Origin of the sequence: Providencia sp. PROV156 (assembly GCF_028480905.1) — a bacterium.
Lineage (GTDB): Bacteria > Pseudomonadota > Gammaproteobacteria > Enterobacterales > Enterobacteriaceae > Providencia > Providencia hangzhouensis.
In genome coordinates this window covers 14,550-35,490 of the sequence record NZ_JAMPPE010000028.1, presented here as the reverse complement: position 1 = coordinate 35,490, position 20,941 = coordinate 14,550, and the positions used below count along the sequence as shown (strand labels likewise).

The window sequence follows — 20,941 nt, the reverse complement described above, 5'->3', positions numbered from 1 at the left end:
TCAGCTTGAGATTTTCTGATATCAACAAAAGTCGCTTGATTGTCTGCATACTGTGCATCGACTTTCTCAGAAAGCTCAGCGTGGGCTTCTTGCTGATTAGCGATTGCTTTCTGTTGTCGTTCGACACTAGCTTTAACTTTCAAGTTTTCATTATGATTAAGTGTTGTTTGCGCTGTGGTTTGCATAATTGCTTCAGCGTTAGCACTGTCACTGTTAGCAATAGTTTGCTGAAGATTAGCAATGTGTGCATTGTTCTCTTCATAATTACTTTGTTGAGTTTGCTTGAGCTCCGTTTGTGTTTTATCAAGTTCTGCAATAGCTGTTTTTTGCTCATCAACACTACTGCTTATTTTTGATAATTCACGCCCTTGGTTATCAATCCCCTCCTGCAGCTTGTCGTCACCTGTTTTAATTTCAGCACGTAATTGCTCAGTCGTTGACGCAATTGTTTTCCCCTGCTCTGCGACAGTTTCTTTTATTTCAGTTATTCCGCTTTCATTACTATCAATGCGCGCTTCTAACTGAACCCCCATTGTTGCCCGGGCTTCCGTCTCTGTCGCTATCGCTTTCTCATTTTTCGTGATTTTCGCTTCGGATTTAAGCTGTTTATCATGTAACGAATTGAATTGTGCAGTTGTTTGCATTAGCGCTTCAGACATTGTCATTTCAGCACTTGATAATGATGTTTCAATGTTTGTTATATACGCTTGATGCTCTTCAAACTGAGCAATTGTGCTACGTTCAAACTTCGCTTGCGCCTCTGTTAGTGTCGCCGTTGCAGTTTCAACTTGTGTCACTCGCCCAGTTACACTATCAACATCGGCTTTTACTTGACTGATTTGCTTCGCGCTCGCTGCTTCATAAGTCGCTTGTGCTTCTTTGACTTCAAGTATTGATGATGTATTAGAGCCAACTTTAACGCTAATTTGCTCTTGCCAACGCGCTAAAGCATCTAAATCAGTTACTCGAACTTGTTCAAGTCTGAATATTTCAGCTTTGCGATCCGTAACTTCTTCACTGAGTTTAAAGCTAACTTGTGTTGTGAATTGCGTATTTTGCAAAACAGCTTCATTGACTATTTCAACATCAGTATTGAGCTGAACGACTTTGTTATTTAAGTCAATTGTCTTACTATCAACATTGATAATGTCATGCTTAATTTCGAGTTGTTCGAGCGTTAAGTCTTCAATGTGATCTTTGTTGAAGTCGATTTGCTTTTGCATTTCTTTGCCAGCGTCAGTGGTGATGAAGTTGTTTCCCAACTCATCAATCATATCCTTTGGCGTTCCGTCAGCCTTTCCTACAGCTTCAACAAACTGCGACTTGCCTACGGGGTTCACGGTTCTGACATAAACGTAATATGTCTGACCAGCTTTAAGTTTCCTTCCTTGAATCACCCACATTGTGCCATTGCCAAGGTATTCAGCTAATAGCTCAACCTCATTGATATTAGCAATCTGCTTTTCAGAAAACCAAAACTCATACTGCAGGCGCAGCGCATTTTGTCCACCCACATGTGGGATAATACCCAAACTGAAAAAGCCCGGATCAATATCAATATAAGACGGCGGGGGCGGTGGGTTAATATCAAATGAGACTGAGGCTTGTTCGCCTTTTTGCCCATCTTTATTTTGCGGTGCGACAGAGAGCAAGTAATTCCCTTGCGGTAAATTACCAATGCGATAACGGTTTTCTTGGGTTTTCGCGGTACCAACAATACGCCCCGCTTGAGTTAGTTTGAGGACAAAATCAACACCTCGAACCGCCGTTGCGGTTGTCCAGTTGGCTTCCACTTGCCAGTTGTCACTATCTGCACTGACTTCAACAGAAAGGTTTTCAACTGGAGGAATGTAGCCGCCCAATGGCGTATCGGGCAACGGTTCAAATTTCACCCCCTGGTCAACCATAGCCTCTTTTTCGGGAACGTGCTGAACTGCAATAACACCGTAGGTGCCATCGCCTTTATCAGAAATCGTAATCGCCCTAAATAAGCGACGAGCCAAATCAGGCTGGCTAATACCCCATACCGATTTTGTGGCGACACCTTTTGGTACCGATTCAACTTTAATTTGATTGTTGCCTAAGTATCCTGTCACTTTTACGCGTTCATAACGCCCAGTGGCATTCATTAACGAAATAAATGCGGTACCGGATTTAGGTTTTGTTACTTCTCTATCAAGCGTTAAAATCTTTTGAGTGGCATCGATGGCTATGAGTCTACCACCAATAGGATCCTCACCCCCCACCCAGTCGTTATCCATAATTTCGATAATATCACCAGGAGTATGCCGCAGCCCTTCCGCGCCTACTTCAAACTCAACAGTTTGGGTCTCTAATTTTTCTGTCAATAATATCCACAGACCATAACGCCGAGCTTGTCCACGGCTTGTGCAGCCAAATGCATCAACTCGAAGCACGTTAAGGCCAAACTGAGCAACCAATGCATCATCAGAGACTTGCTCAACACTGGTTTTCCAGCCGTTTTGCGGATCAATAAAACGTACTTCAATAACGGTATGACGGGCTTTTAATGGACTGAAGCTGTAGTGGAAACGACCATTAACCACGTTTGCATTTGTGTAAGGCCAAACAACATCACTAGGACGATCTTGAACAAATGTCATTTGTAGCCCGTTCCACACAGGCATGATGCGCATTATTGAGCACAGGTCACTGAAGTAATCATAAGCTTTTCGAATATCAGTAATATAAGCATTGCAGGTGACTCGAGGCTCTTTATTACCGAAGCCATCAGGTACCAGTTGATCGCAATATTGACCAATAACGTAAAGCGCAAACTTATCAACCTCAGCTATTTTCAGTCTTTTACCTAGCCCAAATCGCTTCGTTGTTAATAAGCTATACAGTACCCATGCGGGATTATTGGTGTATGCAGGCTTAAACGTTCCATCCCAAATGCCACTATAGGTGCGAGTTTCAGGATCGTAATTGTTCGGCACTTGAACAATCAGCCCCCGAACTAAATAGTTACGTGTAGGATATTGATTACCAAACTGTTCACTTTCAAACGTTAGACCCGCGACTGCTGAGCCCGGATAGGTTTGATTAATATCGGTGATTTCGGTGTAACTTGACCAAATAGTATTATTTTGTAATTTATCGCTGTTGCTATCTGGCGTTATACGAACCATGCGAATGCTAAAAGGTGGCGGTGGCAACTTATCGATAATCACAGCCATTAGGTATGGGGAATTACTCCTTTTACCACGGATAGTGATATTTTTTTCAGTTACCCACGAACCATTACGTTGTACCTGAATTTGTAACTCAACCGATGTACCAACACGATCCCCATTATCTTTCACTTCAACCAACGCTTGGGTACCAAACGTTAACCGTAAGCGGTCAATGTTTCGTGAAGTTATTGTGCGAGTTACAGGTGTGCTTTTTTTGATTTCAATACTGACAGGGGTTTCACTTGATGACGATGAAAACCCCTCTAAGACTGGTTGCTCTAAAGTGCCTGACACCCACTGAGCAGTCATACCGTTTACATTACTGTTACCAGAGGAGTCAATAACGGGAGTATTATTAAGATAAACCCCCTTTAAATCGCCAACCGGCCCCTCAATTGGACCTTCACTCACTAAATCAATAATTGATAATTTCTGCCGTGATGTTAAATCGTTTGGCGCCTCATAAGGAGTATGTTGTTTACCGCCGCCTTTACCCATGATTACGTCTCCCCACTACCACCGTGTTTGCCCACATCAATATCTTTTGCGTCACCGTCATCCATGATTTCAATTGCTTGTGAAATCACCCTTGAGCCGCACATAATTTCACCATAAGCAACCGGTACCGCCATCCCCTGCGCCACTGCGTTTTCGAGATTGCTGAAGTACGTGTTCCCTTTTTCTTCTTCAGAACGCGACAAATTGGCAGGCTTAGGTATCGGCGTTAACATTTGCGCGACCCCACCAATCATCATTGCACCACCTGCCAGCATCATCGACGCGCCAAAACTCCAGCCTGCAGGGTTCCACCACCCGATCGCCAAAACGGCTGCGCCGGCAATAAATTGAAATGCACCCCCTGTTTTTGCACCCTCGATACGCGGAACGATGTGAATTACCGCATTTGCCATCAGAGGTTCATGGACACGCTGATGTAATTCGCTGGGGTCAACATCGGATCCGCTAATGCGAATTTGGTACCAGCCATCACGGAATTGTTGTTTTAGATTGGGAATTTGAAGAAATAAGGCATGAAGCCCTTCAGCTGCGGTTTTAATATTTAAATCGAATCGACGGCCAAATCGTTGCAGATCCCCATAAAAGCGGATGGTTGCCAGTCGCGGTAGCGCCAAATCGAGTGCGTCATTCGTTGCCATCTTTCGTTATAAACCTCTCGCTTACTCAATTGATTAGGAACGTGATGCAAAATAGTTTGGTCGCCCAAGTAGATTGCGGCATGATTTGCGCGGGAACTGGCATAGCAACACAAAATAATATCGCCGGGCTGGATATCTCTTTTGACTTGCTTAAAGCCATTTTCCGCTAAGTTATCTAAATAGAGCTCCTTCCCTTTCCGCCACCAATTGTCTTCACGGTCAAAGTCTGGCAATGAGCAACCGGCTAAATGGTAAGCGTCACGGAATAGGCCATAACAATCTGTAGAGCCATGAATAAACTCACGGCCTAATAACTTTGGCACACACTCAAATTTGATAATTTTTTCATCGCAAACCAACCACCAGGGGAGGTTTGTTTTTAACTGGTGCGCTCTATCTGCTGAACTTAAATAGGGATTGCCACCGGGGTGACTATGAACAATCGCGATGACTTCACCTATTTGGCTGGCTTGAATGTAGTCTTCAGCCGCAATTGAAAAATGATTTTCAGGGTCGATATGTTGGTTTTCACAAGGAATATAAATCTCGGTACCGTCTTGAATAATCACAAGGCCACACGATTCCTGTGGCGCCATGCGTTTTGCATGTTCCAAAATAGTTTGTTCTAACATGGCGATCCTTATTGACTGAGGCGAGACGAAGAGAGGAAGCAGCCTATTCGGTGTGCGTTATTCCTTAATTTACAATCAGATAAGCGCTTACCGCATTTATCTTTACTGGGGTCTTGAGTTGGGTTGCCGAGCTCATCAGCAACCGGCGCACCCTTATAGCCGCACTCTTCAGAGCGATAGCCAAAATTACATACATCAGAAAGAATGACTCGAGCTGGAAAAGTGGCGCCATCCGTTTCCGTTGGGGCAGCAAGTTCCCATGTTGCTGTTTCAGCATTGAGGCTGGTTAGTTGCTCAATCACCCAGCGACTAACTTGCTCTTGCGTTGGATCTGCATTGTCATTACCACCAGCAAAATTCGCTGCATCGAGGAATTGTGCTGTTGTTTTACGGCGAATAACAATACCCCCTAACCCTGAGTTTAGGCGACTAGCGATACCAAAAATTAGGCCGAACAAATTAGACAGTGAAATAGTTGGGCGAGTCGATGGACCCTTGCCATTTAAATCAAACCCATCCCCCATGATTGGGTAAGGTTCATATTCTTGGCCTTGCCAAATAACCGGTCCTGATGATTCATTGGTACCGTTGTGGAATCGATACCGAATTCCACCTATATTTGTTAGATCTATTTCATAGAGTATAATTTCTGCTTCTGCTTCAAGTTTCGTTGTCGCGATAAGCAATTCTGGTGGGATGTTTTGCATTTATTTTACCCATAAAAAAACCACCCGAAGGTGGCTGTTTTGAAAGATGTAACATTATGGTTTTACACCATATTTTTTTTGAAAATCATCCTCTTTCTTTTCACACACGGAAGCAACGAATTGCTTAGTCTCTGGTGAAAGAGATTTTTTCTCATAATCTTTCCAACAAAGTTTTATTACATCTCTGTCCTTACTTTTCTCTTTATCTTTTGGTGACTCATTAGTACTAGGTATCGCTAAATATAGTAATAGAAAGCCAACCGCAAAACCGATAATGTATTTATATGATTTCACTTTAGAACCCCAATAAAATTAGATTGCTAAACAGATCATATCTTATCCCATTAAACTACCTGTTCAAATTCGGCACTTATTGTTTTGCGGATATTGCCGCTATCTGAAGACCATTTTCTGCAAACAACTACAACAGCAGGCTTGTTTTTAGTGGGTTGAAATAAAAATGATTTCACCCCGCCATGGCGTTTTAAAAAATCTAACGCCTGATTGGCCTTTTCTGGCGTAAGAGATAGGTTCACATTGAATTTTTCAAGCTGTGAGTTTAGCCCATCAGGTTTACGTTGTTCATACCCATCACCAAAACTAACAGATCTCACTCGGGGGGAGGATTCTGTTCCCATCCCCGGTTTAATAGGCCAGTTAAATGTTTCCATTAACCCTCCATTATTCAGCCCTCAACAGAGGGCTTCATATTATGTTACGCTTGAAACGAACCACCATCACGGCGTTCTTTTATCATAACTTGCTTGGTTTTTTGCTCCACTAAATTCAAAATTTGTTTAACTGCATTCGGCCCAATTTCCCCGTTGCTAGCATCATTTTGAATATTAATTTGGAAAGTTTGATTAACCTCACCGCCCGTTGGACCGCTTGCAGCTACAACCCCCAATTTCCCATCAATTCCTCGGCGTAAAGGTAATATCGCCTCTGGCCCTGCTTCACCCATTAATCCAGCGCCACAAGCAAACGGGAATAAAGTTGGCTTCGATACAATTTGCCCACTGTACGCACTAAGACCAGGAGAGTTGTATACACCCCCTTTTGCATTAGCGGTCACACCACCAAACCCAAAAGCTTCAAAACCTTTAACAATGCTCATTTTGATAGCAATTTCAGCTAGCATTTTCAAAATTGATTTAGTGAAGTCTTTAAAGTTGGCCTGTCCATCCACTAGCACGCTAGATAGTGTGGAACTAAATCCATTTAATGTCGCTGATGTAACGCTTTGAATTTGCCCATTAGCATCTAAGGCTGCGTCCCGATAGTCCCCCCAAGCTGTTTTCATGCCAGCCGCCCAATCTTGTTTTGCGGCATCTTCTTGGGCAAAAGTCGATAATTTTGCACCCTCTACCTTTTCCCATTGCGGGGTATTGCCATAGGTTGAGCGCAATTGCTCTATTTCGAGTGCCCGCTGAAGCTCTAAAGACGATTTGCCCAGCGAATCCGCAATGGCTTTTTGGCGAGCTTCTTGCTGTTTGACGTATTTATCAGCCTGATCTTGCAATTTATTAAGATGTTCTTGCTTGGAGATTTGGTCGCCCAAATCAGCTAATTTCATCTTATTGGCTAAAATACTTTCTTTATTTTTTAATAAAGATTGTTCATCAAGGGATAATTTACGAGTTTTGCTAGCCTCCTCTAAAACATTAAATTTGGCCTGTTCTAACTGTAAGTTTTTACGCTGCTGACTAATAAAGTCAGTGGCTGTTTGGTGTTGTTGCAGTAACTTTAGTTGCGCTTGTAGAGAGGTTAATTCCGCTTGTGAAGATTCGTCATGACGAGTGCCCATATCGGGCTTGTAAGCTTTTCCTTTTGGTGTTTTACGTGCTAATTCTTTCTTATACCGCTCATTTTCTCTCTGAATAGCTAGATCTTTTGCTGACTGAGAGGCGTGTTCATCATTTCTAATTCTCTTGAGTTCTCTTTGGTGCTTTTCCTCTGATGTCTCATATTTCTTTTTTAACGCTAAATCAGCTTCAAGCTGTTTCTTCATCTTCTCATTAAACGCAGAAATAGCATTTGCACCTGCATTAAACGATTTCTCATTACTTATCTGATTTTGCAGATTTTTAACTTCAGATGTTAGATTTTTAACTAGCGCTTTGTTTGCTTCTAAGTTTCTTGTAGCGTTTTGATTTAAAAATGATTCAGAGTTTCTTCCGACACCATACCCTGTTGTATCAGGGGCGCCTCCTTTTTCAGCAATTTCTAGCTCTTTTTTGGCTGCTACTAATTGCTGAACCTTTGCATCTAATTTATCTTGTACAGAAACAGATCGACCAACATTAAGCATTCTGTCCCATGCATTTTGAGCCGCTTCACCAACCCACTTCCATGCAGTTTCTAACGTCCCCAAGTTTTCACTAATTTGAGATGTCCTGTCTCTCATTGAATTAGCATAAGATTCCATCGCAATCTTAGCAGCATCAGATGTTCGCCCCTGCTCCTCAAGCGTAGTTATTTGCTCAAGTTGCGTTGCCGTTAAAAAGTGGAGAGACTTATCCAATTCCATAACAGCTTGAGCCGGCTGATCTTTGAGTCGCTGAAATTGCTTGATAGTTTCATCGATAGATTGGCCTGTGGCCTTTTCCATTTTTGCCGCAACGCCAGCAACCATGTCTACCTGTGAGCCAGTGAACGAACCCGAACCCACCACTTGTGCCAGCGCATCAGCCATTTTGTACTGCGTGATACCGTCACCCGAAAGTGACCTTGCTAATTCATTAAGTTGGCCTTTGGTTTTAGCGGCATAGTTGCCCGTTAAAATAAGCTGTTTATTGTACTCGCTGAGCTCTTTAGACCCTTGATAAGCAGCAACGCCAAATGCCGTTAATGCACCAGCACCACCAAACATGGCCACTTTCCATGGTGTGATTAAAGATGTGATCGCTTTCAGTGAATTACCAAACCCACCAAACGAGTCTTTAATTTGCCCTCCCTGCTGAACGGCTACTAACCACGGTGGCATGCCGGAAGCCAAAGAAGTGACAATATCGGTCATTTGCATTGGCAACTGTCGCATTGCTTGGCGATACTGGCCAGAGCTAATCGTTACACCTTTTAACGCTACGTTTTGTTTTTCAAGTTTGCGAATGTAAACATCAGCTGAACTTGAAACACCAAGCTGTGCTGCTTGAATACGTAACATTTCAGTGCGAGACAAGTTCTGTTGAGTCACTTGTTCTTTTAACTTGTTAATAAAACGCTGCTTGGCCTGCGTTTGCTCTTCTTCGGCTCTTGTGGTTGTTTTAATTATCCCACCGATTCGATTTTGAAGTGTCGCATACTCTTTACCAACCAGGAGCCCGTTTTGTAAGTCTCTGTTAAGACGCTGGCGTATTGCTTGGGCTTCTTCAAGTCCTTTATTGTACTTTTGCAATGCATCCATTTGCGCATCATACTGTGCAACAAGTCCAGTATTTGATTCGGGGCGCTTTCCTTTACGCATCTCTTCTTCAAAAATGCGCTTCACATCTATGTGATTCTTTTCAACGGCCCGTGCTTCTGCTTCAAGCTCTGAAATTTTTTGTTGATGCGCTGCTGCGGACGCATCACTAAATTGTTTGAGTTGGGATTGCCGCTTCCTCTGCCTTTCACTTTCCTTTGCTGCAATTCGGTCCAATGCATCTTGACGCATTTTCGCAAATCGCTGGTCATCACGCTCCTGCTTATTTAATTCACGCTCAACACGTCCAGCTTTCTCAAGGAATTCGGTTGTATTCACGCCAATCTTAATCTCAAGATCCGCTATTTGGTTGCTCATATCGCACCCCTCCGACAATTCCCTCGCCGATTGTCTGCAGTGTTTCGTCTGACATTTCTGTATCACTCGCCTCTACATCGGTCAGTAACATAAAATCGGTTAACTCAGTATCACCACCAAACATGGTCTGAAATACGGTTTTCTGTAATGCAGCAAATTCGGTATCAATAAGCTGAGGCGTGAACGGTACTTTGCTGAAATGGTCGGTCCAATCGCTATACTCGGTTGCACTGATTTCATCTAGCATTCGTCGCCAGTCAGGTCGCCCAAATTCACGCGCCAGTCGCAAAGCAAACACACGTTCACGCGCGACTACTTTTCCAGTGATTCAGGCTCCTGCGCTTCTTGCCCTTCTTTTTCACTAGGGTCGCTGTCATTGCTCATGCCGCTTAGTTTAGAGGCGGTATCAAATGCGGCTTTTAAGGCTGAATCACCCCAGTTATCGAGTATTTCCTGATAGATGGTTTCAATGTCGCGATTTCTATCAGTGTTCCAAATCGAGCGAGAGACAATCCATGTAAGTTGCTCAACGCCATGTCGATTTGCTTTAGCTCCCAGCGCGTGACCTTTGAGGTTTTCAAGTTCACTATCTTGATGGACTAATAATTCAAAATACTCAGCACGCTGCAGGGCAGTTAATTCAGAAAGAATGATAACTTCTTCACCAATTTTGATTTCTTTTTTCTTTAAAAACATATCGATACCTTTTCGTTAATAATAAAAAAGGCCGCTGAGCGACCTATTTATAATCCAGTGCAATTTGCAGTTTATTTTCTGCTTCTTGTTTATTGTGTAGCAAGTGAGCTTTTCTACCCCCTCTACCCCAATAATTCATTGTTCGACCACAATCACTAACTATTGCGGCCTCTTGGTTGTAAACATATGCAGCCATATTCGCTTCAGCCATAAAGCTAGCAACTGAAATTAACTCACCTGAAAAATATTTATCTAGGACGGTGTAAACACCAACTTTAAATGCAGGGTCGATATATCCTGCATATTCATAGGCCAAAAACTTAGTTGCAAATGTTCCACCATTACGGCCTTTAGAGATTATAAAAGGTGTAGAATTTCCACCTTTTACTAACTCATTGATAAATGACTGAGTTACTGAGCTTCTTAGGAAGTCAACTGGCCGTAAGTTATCTACTTTCATGCCTGATGCTTTTGCAGCCTTCCAAATATCAGTGATTGATATATATCCATCATCACCCACTCTTACTGGTGTATTAAAAACTGATAATTCTTTCATGGTGCTTACCTTATTTAGTAATGAACCCTTGCCGAAATAGGAAACCAGCCCATCGAAGCGACACCAGCTATAACTGATCCCCTCAAAGGCTCATTACCTAAATTTTGGCTCGATGTTTAACATGTGAATGTGCTTTCGGTGCACAGGGTGAAATGCATATAAAAAGCCACATTTCTGTGGCTATTTGATTGATTTAAATATTTATTACTCTTTTGGTTGAGTAACTGTTTTACCCGCTGGTTTTGGGGGGATTTCTTCTGCCATGGTTGGGCGGCCGGTATTTTTAATTTTTACCGTGCGCGTCATGGTTTCTTTAATCGGAATGGATTTACCTAGGCTGCTAATCCAACCCTTAAATAAGTCCAGAGTACCATTTGGGTACAAGATTTTGTAAAAGCGTGGCACTCCCTCATCAAACCATTTAACAAGGTCTTTTTGCCCTTCTTCGCCCGGCAACCATGCAAGGGTCACACTGGTTTCACCCGAGGATTTTTCGCCCTGAGTGGTGTTTTCCCAGTCGCCATTGGGATCGTCTAGATAGCTATCGTCTTCACTTGCCGCCGTAATTTCACCCGGTTCTAGTGATTTAATTCTAGCTAATCGAGTAAAACCTGTATCAAGATACGGATCCTTTGTGGGGTCATCCGTTCCGGTATATACCCAAAGTGTGGTGCCAGCCCCTTTTGTGGGCTCCAGTGGATTTGGTACTTTTGCCATCGTAAAATTCCTTACATTTCATATTCAATTTGGTAAGTTATATCAACCGAAGCCCATAGCGCCATTTCATCATCGCGATCGTAATCAAACCCCCTTGGCGTCATATCGGTTAATACGTCACCTAAATTGGTTATGTTTTTGATTGCTGGATACAGTTTTTCTTCTACCCATTTATCTAAATCAGAATCGGTTTTGGCCGCTTTTAAAAACAGCTCAATATGAAGAATGGCTGTCCATTGATTGCTATCAAGGTACTTTGGGTCTGGGCGAGGCTCAGTTAAATAAACAGCAACAACAGGCAGTTCATTTTCATCGAAGTTGACGGGTCGCCCGTCATAAGTTGATAATTTTGGAATGCTAGCTTTGAGGCCCTCAATCACTAGCTCGCGGATCTTGGTGTGCTTAATCACTACCCCCCTTAAAATACAGCCGTAATTGGTTATTTAAGGCATCACGCATTTCTTTACTCATGTCCTCCTCACGGACTTTAACTGCATGCTCTTCAAAGGCTTCCGTTAGCGGTTTAGAAACGGGTATTTTAACAACATCAATCGGGTAACGACTTAAACTGAGTCGTTGCATGACGTGCCATTTACCATTTTTTAACTGTTGAATAAATGCGCCTTTAAAGGTGAATTTACCCACTTTTAAAACACTGCCATGTCGTCGCTCAATCCCTCGACTTCGGGATAATTGAACGCGCGCTGTACCAAGTACAATAGCGGGCAAATTCCCCCTGTTCACAGTGATCCGCGCTTTAGGGGTGCCATGCTTTGCACTGGCCTTTTTGAGCCTTACGCGCTTGCGGATGATCTTCTGTTGGATTTTGACTTCTTTAGAAACTTGCTTAACACTGCGACTTACTGCTCGAGCAGCAATACGATTTATCGCTTGAGCTGTTGCAACGGGAGTGACTTTCTCAACAATAATGTTAAGGTTTCGAATCGCTTCATCCTTCCCCTTCATCGTCATCATCCTCTAAAAAAATCATCCACTTGCCATTAAATCGCTGAAAACGAGTCACTAAATAATGGCAACCACCAGCAGCCACTTTGTCGTTTTTTCTGGGTTGATAACCCGTCGAAAAAATGACATAAGAAAGCCCATCTCCTGTGACGGGGCCGAATTCAGGTAAAAAGTGAGAATCCACCCCGATGTGGTCTATACCGTTAATAGATATAGGCTTTCCCATTCGTTTAGTGGTGAGTGCGTCCAGTCGATCTGTTAACCTCTCAAACGCACTCATAAATTAGCCACCTGCTGCCGCTGCCGCTGGGAAAATATTAAGTTTTACGGGTACTAATTCCGCGCCAGCTTCAGCCGCCTCCCATGTAATACCAACAGGAACGCCGCCTTTATCTGCAACAACCCCTTTATCACCTGTCACCGCTTGACCTGCCGTTAATGCAACGCCCGCCTTTTTCTTTAGTAAAAAGACACCTTCAGCAAATCCATCACCAGTTTCCCCTGGTTCAATATTTGTTGCAGCGATACAAGCTAATGCACCCACCATGACCAAATCGCCACTGATAATAGCGGTTGCACCTGTATTTTTAATTTCAACAGTTAACCCTTGTTGTTGATAATTCTTAGCCATAACTTCTCCTTCTGGCCCCGAGGAGCCAGATTTTAGGTATAAAAAAAGCCCGTTAGGGCGAGGGTTTTAACCTGTAATAAGGTTATTTCGTATCAACACGAACCATGCCGCGATAATCTACTGGGGCAACCCCTGCATCGATACGAACTTTAGTGGTTACACCGTCAGAGCTGAATCCTTCTTCTTGGTCAATGTAAGGCGTATCAACACCATCAAGGTAAGCAACTTCAATGGTATCTGTACCTTGTGCCGAGGTCAGGAACCACGTTGGTTTATCTTTACTCGCGCCACGAGATAAACGAGATTCACGGATAACTTCAACAATATCTTTGACTGGGTTAATGATCCCCGCGTTGATATCCGCACCTTTAACACTGCTAGAACCAATAACTTGCTTGGCAGAAGTTGCTAAGGCCGTTGGAACCAGCATAAATGCAGGTTCAATATTTAACTCACGCTCACCTTCTTTTTGCTCTTGCATTAACGCACAAGCAGCCGCAATCGTATCAACATCCATGCCGCCACTGGTTAAGTTTGCGTGTTTTGCATCAAACATTTTAATGTTATCACCGCTAAAAATTACGTTATCCATAAGAATAGCGTAAACCAAGTCACCAATGGTCGCTTTGGCTGCACGACCTAGTTTCATCGGAATGTCAGTGAGCATCGACATATCATCGTTAATGATAGCTTGGCGAGTAATGCTGAATAACTCACCGTAAGTTGCCAGTGCGATAGTTGCCTTTTTGTCACCCGTAGTCACGTATTTGTATTCTGCACCTTCGCGAACTTCACGGATGGAGTTAAACCCACCCATTCCAACACGTGTCGCCGTTTTAAAGTCACCCAGATGCCCTTTTTTCGTCCATTTTTCAAACGTTTCTGGCGCTTCATTCCAACCTTGCAAAATAGATTTATTTGCTACATCTAACAAAATATTACCAAAGTCAGATGTGCCGTGAGTAAAGGCCATGCCAACCATTTGCATTGAGTTACGAGTCGCAATACCAACGCCACGATCCGTTAATGACATGCGAGCCAATTCGCGCAGTGTCATGCAGTTATAAGGGTTATCAGCATGTGCTTCATCATATCCCGCACGTGCCATCAATGATGCACGGACGCTATCACCCACGATATTGCCGTTATTTGCATAAATATGAGCACCGTAATTATTTTTATTTGTTGGTGTCGCCTCTTTGGCTACCAAATCCAAAATTTTGTCTTTTGCTTGCTCGACGGTGCAGTTGATATCTGTCAGACACTCAACCATGATGCTGTCATGCTTACCACCAAACATCGCAAATAGATCTTTAATGTCATTCATGCGCGTTTGCTCGGCTTGTCGTGCTTGCGCTTGAATGCCTGCAGTATCTGGTTGTTGTGTATTGGTTGGGTTTTGTGGTTGCGGTACGGGATCTACCGGTGTTGTTGTGTTTCGTGGGTTAGCTAAGCTGTTTTTTAACGTGTTTTTTAATGAATTCGGCATGGATTTAAATTCCTCGATGCGTTTAGATGAAAGACTGGCCATGGCTTTAACCGGCTCAATCACAGTATTAGCAAAACCGTGCTCCACGCACTCTTCTGCGGTTAACCATGTCTCTTCGCCAAGCATGGCTTCAATTTCTTCTTTGGTTTTCCCAGTTTTCTCCATGTAGGCAGGAATTAAGACGTTTTCGACTTTATCGAGCAGGTCGGCATAATCTCGCATATCATTGGCATCACCCCACGACACGCCCCAAGGCTTATGGATCATCATCATGGCGTTTTTTGGCATTTTGACTTCATCACCTACCATGGCAATAACCGACGCCATCGAAGCGGCTAGCCCATCGATATGAACCGTAATGGTTGCATTGTGATTTTTGAGCTGGTTATAAATAGCAATACCCTCAAAAACTTCACCACCAGGCGAATGAATATGAAGGTTGATATGGTTAATATTGCCAAGAGAAATTAAATCTTCGGTAAATCGCTTCGCACTTATTCCCCACATCCCAATTTCATCATAAATATAAATATCGGCTGAAGTTTCACTGGTCGCCTTCATTTGAAACCAGCTTTTCTCCGGTGCCGACATTAGCGGTTTACTCATCGTCGTGCTGTTTTTTGGTAGCATCAGATGTGTGTTTCTCGTCTGCATTGTCGTTACCTTTGTCGTTAGCGGGGTCAGTATCAAATTTCAGCCCCAGTCGTTCATTTTCATCAATTTCCGCTTTACGGCGGCGTTTAACTTCTGCTGGATTACCACCTCTAGCGCGAACCCAATCACTTTCTGTCGCAGCACCACCACGAATTTGTGCCTTCCATGCATTTGATTCTTTAAGCGGATCAATCCATGGCATGACAGGACCGTTGTATGTCGCGTTATAAAGTGAATTTAGGTCAACGTCAGCAGGGAGGGTAATCACTCTAGATGCAATAGCCATTTGTAGCCATTGCCGATAGACAGGCCGACTAACTGAGCCGCAAAAGGTATCTTGCAGAATGTAATAACCCTCAAATGACTCCACCAGCTCTTGTCGTTGTGCGCTGTATGTTCCGTTGTAATCACGAGCGATACTGGAATAACTCCCCCGACTACCGGCGGCAACAGCTCTTAACTGACCGTTTCTAAAATTTTCAAGGTTTGGGTTTGGCCTATCGGATTTGATCATGCCAACTTCTTCACCAGGCAATAAGTCATCGTAGATTATGCCCGGCTCAATGATGATATTTCGGTCTTCTTTATCTTCATCGGCATCATATAAACCAGCATCACCTTTTTTAATGTACATCCCTAATGAAGCTGCAATCCTTGCCGCTGTTAGCTCTGCGTCCTCATAATCCTTCAAAGAGCTTAGGCGCATTAAGATACCCGAAAATAAACTGACACCACGCACCTGATGTAACCGCCGTACATATTTTATATGCAGCATGTTTTCAGCGAGGATGGATTTTAGGTCTCCCATTTGCTGTCCTGCGGTTAACAGGTTTTTGTAAACAGAATAGGACTGTGGGCGACCCCAGTTATTTAATTGGATCCCCTGCCGGATATTTTTCCCTGTATCATCGAGATGAATAGGAACAAAGTCAGGTTCAAGTGCTTCCAACCAAAACGGGATCCCCGCTTGTTTATCCAGCCCCTTTTGGTTTCCTTTGACCAATTGAGCAAAGACCTCCCCATCGCGTATCCACGTTCTGACTAAAAGACGCTCAAGCATTGGGCGGGTAAATTGCCCTGTCACTTCTGGGCGAATTGACCATTCAGCCCAAGCAGATCTTATTTGTTTGGCTAGTTCTTCATGAATTTGCCCTGTTAGCGATAATGGCTGAGGTTCAACAATGATCCCTCTACTGCCGACAACTCGCTCTTCCATTTTGTCAAGGATACCAATCACAAGATCATGGTTGTTGTCTAACCACCGCGCCTGCTCGCGCAATGACTTTCCCCCAGTTTGTGTTAATTGATTGGCATTACGGGGCTCTCGCCTTGCTTTATGTTGCCGTGATGGCATTGCGGCTTCATAAGCCATGATTTGGTTTCGTGAGCGCAAACGACTACTAGCCCATCCTGGTGAAATCACCGATATGGCTTTATCAAGAAAATTCATTGGAACCTCGCTAATTTATAGCCGCGTGACCTGCGATTTGTTGCACTGCTTTGTGAATATCGCCTCTCCCAATATTCCCGCCCCTTGCAGATCTCGCTAAGATTTTCCATTGTCATTGACTGTCCATTAAATGTAATACTCTTCCCCTGCAGTATTTCCATTTCTGCTTTTAAATACGCATCTAGCATTTCTTTAATTTGCTCACGGGTCATACCCATCCCCCTGAAGTTGCAGACACAGGAGCCCATGCCGAGCTTGTGCTAGGTGTGGTTTCTTGTGTTTCTGTTTGAATTTGTGTTGATTTTTGAGGAGGTTGATTAGGCGCCGGACGAGATGGTTTAACATCACTGATATCCGGCAACCGAGCCCATTTAGGCGGGTTCTCCCATTTGATTTTTTCGTAACCAAGCAAAATTACCAACGCATGCGCATAGACCATTAAGTCAAATGCTTCGTTAGCCCCTTTACCCGGTTTACTCCATTTCCCGTTACTGTCGCGCTCTTCATACGTCAATTCATCGTAGAAGGAATCATCAAGCCAATCTGGAAAATGAATATAGTTAGGGCCAACGGTGTCTCGCCCAAGATGAGCAGAAATGCGATCCTTAAGCTCATTAGTTTGTAATAAATGAATGGGTACATCACCCCGCGCTTTTGCTCGGCGATCTGAACGGTTAGTGTTATCAGGGTAAGATTTAGTAATGAGCTTGCTTTTCGCTTTACCATCCCCCTTAAATAAATAAACTCGCCTCGCTAACCCTTCCTTCTTACATTGTCGCCAAAATTTATACGCGTTATCAGTTACCCCTTCTTCCCCACCGGTATCTATTGCCATGCAATGGACGCCCATTTCAACGTTGTCATGATCGTGAATTGGGTAAGTTTTATCGAGCACATCCGTAATGAGAACATCCCAGTCCTCCGCGTAAGATGAAGGATTAATGGGCAGCGATTCACCATCTTCGTTTGTTCTTAGTGAATGAGTGATATCAAATCGGTCAATTATCCAACGCTCACCTCTGGTGCCATAGCCTGTGACCTGAACGACAAAACGCCGCTTTTTACCACCCTGAACGTCAATAGTTGCAACAAGAAAACGAACGCCATTAGGCACTGAACCATAGTCCCAATACTCTGCTCGGGCTTTAAGATCATCGCCGCTTCGCTGCTCTTGACTGATTTTTGGTAAATAAGGTTGTCCCCAATCGGTATTAATAACGGACTTTAGTGTTTCCTCACTACCGGTTCGCTCGTATTCCTGCTCCGCATTAAGTAAGTTATAAACTAACTTTTCCCATGTTTGATAAGCTGCTGCGGGGCCTTCCATCCAAAATGAAGCAATGCGCGACTCTCTTGGCTCACCCGTTACAACACCATTTTGGTCAATAGACTGCCCCTCTCTAAGCCAGACCCCTTTATTGTTTAGTTCTCTTTTCTGTTCAGGTTCGATAATTCCCATACAGTGTGGGCATTGTAATCGAGCGGCTTTGCTGCCCATTGTTGGGTCATCACCCTCACTAAAGCCCACCATATTTTCTCGAATAGGCAAGAAATATTCCGAACAATGCGGACATGGCCAATACCAGCGGCGGCGATCACCCCGATTATAAAGTGACAAAATCCCCGTTGTAGGTGGTGCCTCATGAGGTGTATTTCGTCGCCATTTGCTGTCTGTTATTTCTCGACCTGGGGAGCTTTCTACAAGCGTTTTTCCTGCCGACATAAATGTGGTTGTACGCTTTGCAGCTAATGTATAAGCATCACCCTCACCGTCAATATCTTCGGGAAATCGGTCATAATCCGTTAATGCCACAAATCGATAATCCGAAGAGGACATGATATTGACGGATGGCCAACCAATTTTTAAGTAATTTCCTGCCCTAAATGTTTTGTCATGGACGTTGTTATCATTGCGGTGTGGACTTAGTCTTTTAGCCACTTCACGACTAGAGCGAAAGGTTCTGTCTAATCGCTTTTTAGAATGCTCTCGCGCTTTTTCTTCTGTCATTTGGATAAGAAGAAAATCCGCGGGGTCACATACAATGACATAAACAATCCAGCCATCAATTAACCCCAGTGATTTACCCGTACGCGCTGGACCAACAAATATCACCGAATCATAGCGGCGATCTGAAAGGCAGTTCATGGGTTCAATAATGTAGGGAGTTAATGAATCATCCCACGGTATTGATGAACCTTCACCCATGGGAACGCGCATATATTTTTTTACTGCCTGAGCAATTGGCATTCTACGAGGTGCTTTCAATAAGGATGCAACATCCTTTCTTACCGTTGATGCTGAGGCATAATTTACTGTCATTCGTCAAAATCCTCCGCTTCCATCACGCGAGAAGCGAGAATATCCCGTAATTCATCAACAATGATTTGCACCTCAGTGAGCTGCTCCGCGTTCCACCCCTTATCTCGCTCTAATTTATCGGGCCACGTATCTAAAACTTGGGTTATTGCCTTAACCAGCACCGCCATTTCCAAATGCACATCAGCAACAGGAACTAATTGTTTAAGCGTAGTTTCCAGCTTAATTCTTTCATTTTCAGACTGATACCAATCCTTGCGCTCTTTAGGTGGCATCAGCGTGGGGTCTTGAAGGTTATTTGTATTTACATCGGGGTCGGCACCAAAAAGTATCGGCCCGATATCTCGCAAAGCATAAACGGGATTGCCTCGCACAATATTGGCAATGGGAGTATTTGCATCGAGCAATCGCTTTTTAACTGTTCCGCGATTTAAGCCGAATGCTTCAGCAATCTTAGCCACGCTCCAGTTGTAGGCGTCCCCCAGATTGCTGATGTTGGACATTGACACCTCACTCTGTCAGGTGAAAACTGATATTTTTATTTATTATCAGATGGATATAACACATTGAGGTGACAACTCATTTTGAAAATTGTCACCTCAATATTGATATTTTCAAACTAAATCAAAGAGTTAACTAACCTGCTGCTGACAGCATGAAAAATTGAAAATGAGCCGTTTCCCGCGCGCGCGCCGCCTCGTGGTAAGGGTGCCCCCTCAGGAGTACCTTTTGAATTATGCGTAAAATTAATCAATCTAATGAGTTTAAGGTTTCTTTGGTGGTGGGAGTGGCTTGGAGTTGCTAGACCGCTTGGGTTGATACCCTTTAACATTTGTACCGCCATCATTTAGTTGCTTGTCCAGATGTTCTCTGAATTGGTTAGGGTTATTGAAACCTTCGCTGCCCATGGCTTCCTCCATTTGGTTATTAACCGCCATAATCAATTTGAACTCGTATGGCTTCTTCATAAGTTGCATCACGCCAACCCGTCATCGTTTTGATATCATTACTTGGGCTATCAAGAGGATATCGTGAGCGCTTTATATCAACTTCTACTTGCAATACAGGGAGTCCAGTCAGGTTCTGACGCCTGAACTTAAAGCGCCCTGTCAGGCCTATTTCGTGGTTTCTATATCTTGGTAATGGCATATTAAGCAAACCCTGAGCTTTTACGCTGAATATCAGCCCGAATCTGTGTGATAGACGACTGCAAATGACTAAATTCAGACTCAACCTGTTGCTTAAACTTTTCGAATTCTGACTGCTCACGAGAAATAGCTTCACTTGTTCGGCTAATTTCAGCGGAAGCTTTAAGAGCCATTTCAGCAGGTACTTGAACACTGTTATCATTAATGCCTGTGGTTATTTTAAACCGTACTTGCTCTGCCCCCTTTTTAGCACCTTCTTTTGCTGCTTGTGTCATGGCTTTCTCTAGCGCAGCATTATCAATAAACACCCCATTAATGAACGCTCTATCAGCGGAATTTGTAAACACGGGTTCTAAGCACCCAAAATGGTTGAATGCAGCAAAATCAGTGATGAAGCCACCTTTGGCTGGTTGTTTCAGTCCAGTGCTAATCATCAGCCCTTCAATACGCTTTAGCTGCGCTTCCAGCTTATCTAAGTCAGTGCTATCGACTGATATCTTTATAGATAGGGTGGCTATTTCTTTTTTATCTGACATGACTGTCTCCATAAATGAAAAAGCCACCAGTGATTAGCTGATGGCTATTACATTAAAAATAATTTCAATCGACTATTTTCAAAATAAAAAAACTGATTTATTCTTAAATTGAGCGTACTAGCTCACAAGTGCAGTAGTCCACTTCAACTTACGGGAGGTATCTATGTTTCTCGTATACACCATCATCGTTATTGCTTTTTTTATATCTTTAGCAACAATGGATTCACCTGAGGGTGGCCAGGTTAATTTTGATATTAACGATAAGCAAATAGGATATATGTATGTTATGTAACTACGATTGAAAGCC

General features: G+C 43.4%; 20 protein-coding genes and 2 pseudogenes. All 22 read right to left on the bottom strand.

Annotated features, from left to right (window positions below):
• Positions 1-1,202: 1,202 nt before the first annotated feature.
• A pseudogene (locus tag PSF31_RS21125) lies at positions 1,203-3,695 on the bottom strand (host specificity protein J); the annotation flags it as partial.
• 2 nt (positions 3,696-3,697) lie between these two features.
• Positions 3,698-4,354 carry a tail assembly protein gene (locus PSF31_RS17720; protein ID WP_096863841.1) on the bottom strand — a complete coding sequence of 219 codons (657 nt, stop codon included), beginning with the start codon at positions 4,352-4,354 and terminating at the stop codon, positions 3,698-3,700.
• Positions 4,258-4,992 (bottom strand): C40 family peptidase, encoded by a 735-nt coding sequence (locus tag PSF31_RS17715; protein WP_375373120.1) that lies wholly within the window; start codon positions 4,990-4,992, stop codon positions 4,258-4,260. The genes PSF31_RS17720 and PSF31_RS17715 overlap by 97 nt, the downstream gene beginning before the upstream one ends.
• A 2-nt stretch (positions 4,993-4,994) precedes the next feature.
• The gene (locus PSF31_RS17710; RefSeq protein WP_096863839.1) at positions 4,995-5,693 is read right to left on the bottom strand and encodes a phage minor tail protein L; all 699 of its coding nucleotides are present in this window, start codon (positions 5,691-5,693) and stop codon (positions 4,995-4,997) included.
• Positions 5,694-5,747: 54 nt separating this feature from the next.
• Complete coding sequence (locus PSF31_RS17705; protein WP_096863838.1) at positions 5,748-5,987, bottom strand: hypothetical protein; 240 nt, start codon at positions 5,985-5,987, stop codon at positions 5,748-5,750.
• 50 nt (positions 5,988-6,037) lie between these two features.
• A complete protein-coding gene (locus PSF31_RS17700) occupies positions 6,038-6,364 on the bottom strand; it encodes a phage tail protein (protein WP_096863837.1) in 327 nt (108 codons plus the stop codon).
• A 44-nt stretch (positions 6,365-6,408) separates the two neighbouring features.
• Positions 6,409-9,474, bottom strand: a complete 3,066-nt coding sequence (locus PSF31_RS17695) for a phage tail tape measure protein (protein WP_096863836.1) — start codon at positions 9,472-9,474, stop codon at positions 6,409-6,411.
• Entirely contained in the window at positions 9,449-9,772 is a 324-nt protein-coding gene (locus PSF31_RS17690) for a phage tail assembly protein T (protein WP_227528954.1), read from the bottom strand. Before PSF31_RS17690 ends, PSF31_RS17695 begins: the two co-directional genes overlap by 26 nt.
• 14 nt (positions 9,773-9,786) lie before the next feature.
• Entirely contained in the window at positions 9,787-10,170 is a 384-nt protein-coding gene (locus tag PSF31_RS17685; protein ID WP_096863835.1) for a phage minor tail protein domain-containing protein, read from the bottom strand.
• Positions 10,171-10,213: 43 nt separating this feature from the next.
• Positions 10,214-10,726, bottom strand: a complete 513-nt coding sequence (locus tag PSF31_RS17680) for a KilA-N domain-containing protein (protein ID WP_096863834.1) — start codon at positions 10,724-10,726, stop codon at positions 10,214-10,216.
• 225 nt (positions 10,727-10,951) lie between these two features.
• Positions 10,952-11,443 (bottom strand): annotated as a pseudogene (locus PSF31_RS17675) (phage tail tube protein); the annotation flags it as partial.
• An 11-nt stretch (positions 11,444-11,454) separates the two neighbouring features.
• Positions 11,455-11,853, bottom strand: a complete 399-nt coding sequence (gpU, locus tag PSF31_RS17670) for a phage tail terminator protein (RefSeq protein WP_096863832.1) — start codon at positions 11,851-11,853, stop codon at positions 11,455-11,457.
• Positions 11,846-12,415: a phage tail protein gene (locus PSF31_RS17665; protein ID WP_176489291.1), complete on the bottom strand. Its 570-nt coding sequence runs from the start codon at positions 12,413-12,415 to the stop codon at positions 11,846-11,848. The genes gpU and PSF31_RS17665 overlap by 8 nt, the downstream gene beginning before the upstream one ends.
• Complete coding sequence (locus tag PSF31_RS17660; RefSeq protein ID WP_096863830.1) at positions 12,393-12,689, bottom strand: ATP-binding protein; 297 nt, start codon at positions 12,687-12,689, stop codon at positions 12,393-12,395. Before PSF31_RS17660 ends, PSF31_RS17665 begins: the two co-directional genes overlap by 23 nt.
• A 3-nt stretch (positions 12,690-12,692) precedes the next feature.
• Entirely contained in the window at positions 12,693-13,040 is a 348-nt protein-coding gene (locus PSF31_RS17655) for a DUF2190 family protein (RefSeq protein ID WP_096863829.1), read from the bottom strand.
• 82 nt (positions 13,041-13,122) lie between these two features.
• Entirely contained in the window at positions 13,123-15,183 is a 2,061-nt protein-coding gene (locus PSF31_RS17650; protein WP_172767085.1) for a ClpP-like prohead protease/major capsid protein fusion protein, read from the bottom strand.
• Positions 15,128-16,633: a phage portal protein gene (locus PSF31_RS17645; protein WP_096863828.1), complete on the bottom strand. Its 1,506-nt coding sequence runs from the start codon at positions 16,631-16,633 to the stop codon at positions 15,128-15,130. Before PSF31_RS17645 ends, PSF31_RS17650 begins: the two co-directional genes overlap by 56 nt.
• The gene (locus PSF31_RS17640; protein ID WP_096863827.1) at positions 16,630-16,845 is read right to left on the bottom strand and encodes a hypothetical protein; all 216 of its coding nucleotides are present in this window, start codon (positions 16,843-16,845) and stop codon (positions 16,630-16,632) included. Before PSF31_RS17640 ends, PSF31_RS17645 begins: the two co-directional genes overlap by 4 nt.
• Complete coding sequence (locus PSF31_RS17635; RefSeq protein WP_096863826.1) at positions 16,842-18,953, bottom strand: phage terminase large subunit family protein; 2,112 nt, start codon at positions 18,951-18,953, stop codon at positions 16,842-16,844. The genes PSF31_RS17640 and PSF31_RS17635 overlap by 4 nt, the downstream gene beginning before the upstream one ends.
• On the bottom strand, positions 18,950-19,453 hold the full coding sequence (locus PSF31_RS17630) for a DUF1441 family protein (protein WP_096863825.1): 504 nt from the start codon (positions 19,451-19,453) through the stop codon (positions 18,950-18,952). The genes PSF31_RS17635 and PSF31_RS17630 overlap by 4 nt, the downstream gene beginning before the upstream one ends.
• A gap of 424 nt (positions 19,454-19,877) precedes the next feature.
• Positions 19,878-20,099: a hypothetical protein gene (locus tag PSF31_RS17625; RefSeq protein ID WP_096863824.1), complete on the bottom strand. Its 222-nt coding sequence runs from the start codon at positions 20,097-20,099 to the stop codon at positions 19,878-19,880.
• A 1-nt stretch (position 20,100) separates the two neighbouring features.
• Entirely contained in the window at positions 20,101-20,634 is a 534-nt protein-coding gene (locus PSF31_RS17620) for a hypothetical protein (RefSeq protein WP_164560854.1), read from the bottom strand.
• Between the last annotated feature and the right edge of the window lie 307 nt (positions 20,635-20,941).

Coding starts and splice junctions, on each gene's coding strand:
- PSF31_RS17720 (WP_096863841.1), bottom strand. CDS start 4,354: ATGGCAACGAATGACGCACTCGATTTGGCGCTACCGCGACTGGCAACC.
- PSF31_RS17710 (WP_096863839.1), bottom strand. CDS start 5,693: ATGCAAAACATCCCACCAGAATTGCTTATCGCGACAACGAAACTTGAA.
- PSF31_RS17700 (WP_096863837.1), bottom strand. CDS start 6,364: ATGGAAACATTTAACTGGCCTATTAAACCGGGGATGGGAACAGAATCC.
- PSF31_RS17695 (WP_096863836.1), bottom strand. CDS start 9,474: ATGAGCAACCAAATAGCGGATCTTGAGATTAAGATTGGCGTGAATACA.
- PSF31_RS17685 (WP_096863835.1), bottom strand. CDS start 10,170: ATGTTTTTAAAGAAAAAAGAAATCAAAATTGGTGAAGAAGTTATCATT.
- PSF31_RS17680 (WP_096863834.1), bottom strand. CDS start 10,726: ATGAAAGAATTATCAGTTTTTAATACACCAGTAAGAGTGGGTGATGAT.
- PSF31_RS17665 (WP_176489291.1), bottom strand. CDS start 12,415: ATGACGATGAAGGGGAAGGATGAAGCGATTCGAAACCTTAACATTATT.
- PSF31_RS17660 (WP_096863830.1), bottom strand. CDS start 12,689: ATGAGTGCGTTTGAGAGGTTAACAGATCGACTGGACGCACTCACCACT.
- PSF31_RS17655 (WP_096863829.1), bottom strand. CDS start 13,040: ATGGCTAAGAATTATCAACAACAAGGGTTAACTGTTGAAATTAAAAAT.
- PSF31_RS17650 (WP_172767085.1), bottom strand. CDS start 15,183: ATGCAGACGAGAAACACACATCTGATGCTACCAAAAAACAGCACGACG.
- PSF31_RS17645 (WP_096863828.1), bottom strand. CDS start 16,633: ATGAATTTTCTTGATAAAGCCATATCGGTGATTTCACCAGGATGGGCT.
- PSF31_RS17640 (WP_096863827.1), bottom strand. CDS start 16,845: ATGACCCGTGAGCAAATTAAAGAAATGCTAGATGCGTATTTAAAAGCA.
- PSF31_RS17635 (WP_096863826.1), bottom strand. CDS start 18,953: ATGACAGTAAATTATGCCTCAGCATCAACGGTAAGAAAGGATGTTGCA.
- PSF31_RS17630 (WP_096863825.1), bottom strand. CDS start 19,453: ATGTCCAACATCAGCAATCTGGGGGACGCCTACAACTGGAGCGTGGCT.
- PSF31_RS17625 (WP_096863824.1), bottom strand. CDS start 20,099: ATGCCATTACCAAGATATAGAAACCACGAAATAGGCCTGACAGGGCGC.
- PSF31_RS17620 (WP_164560854.1), bottom strand. CDS start 20,634: ATGTCAGATAAAAAAGAAATAGCCACCCTATCTATAAAGATATCAGTC.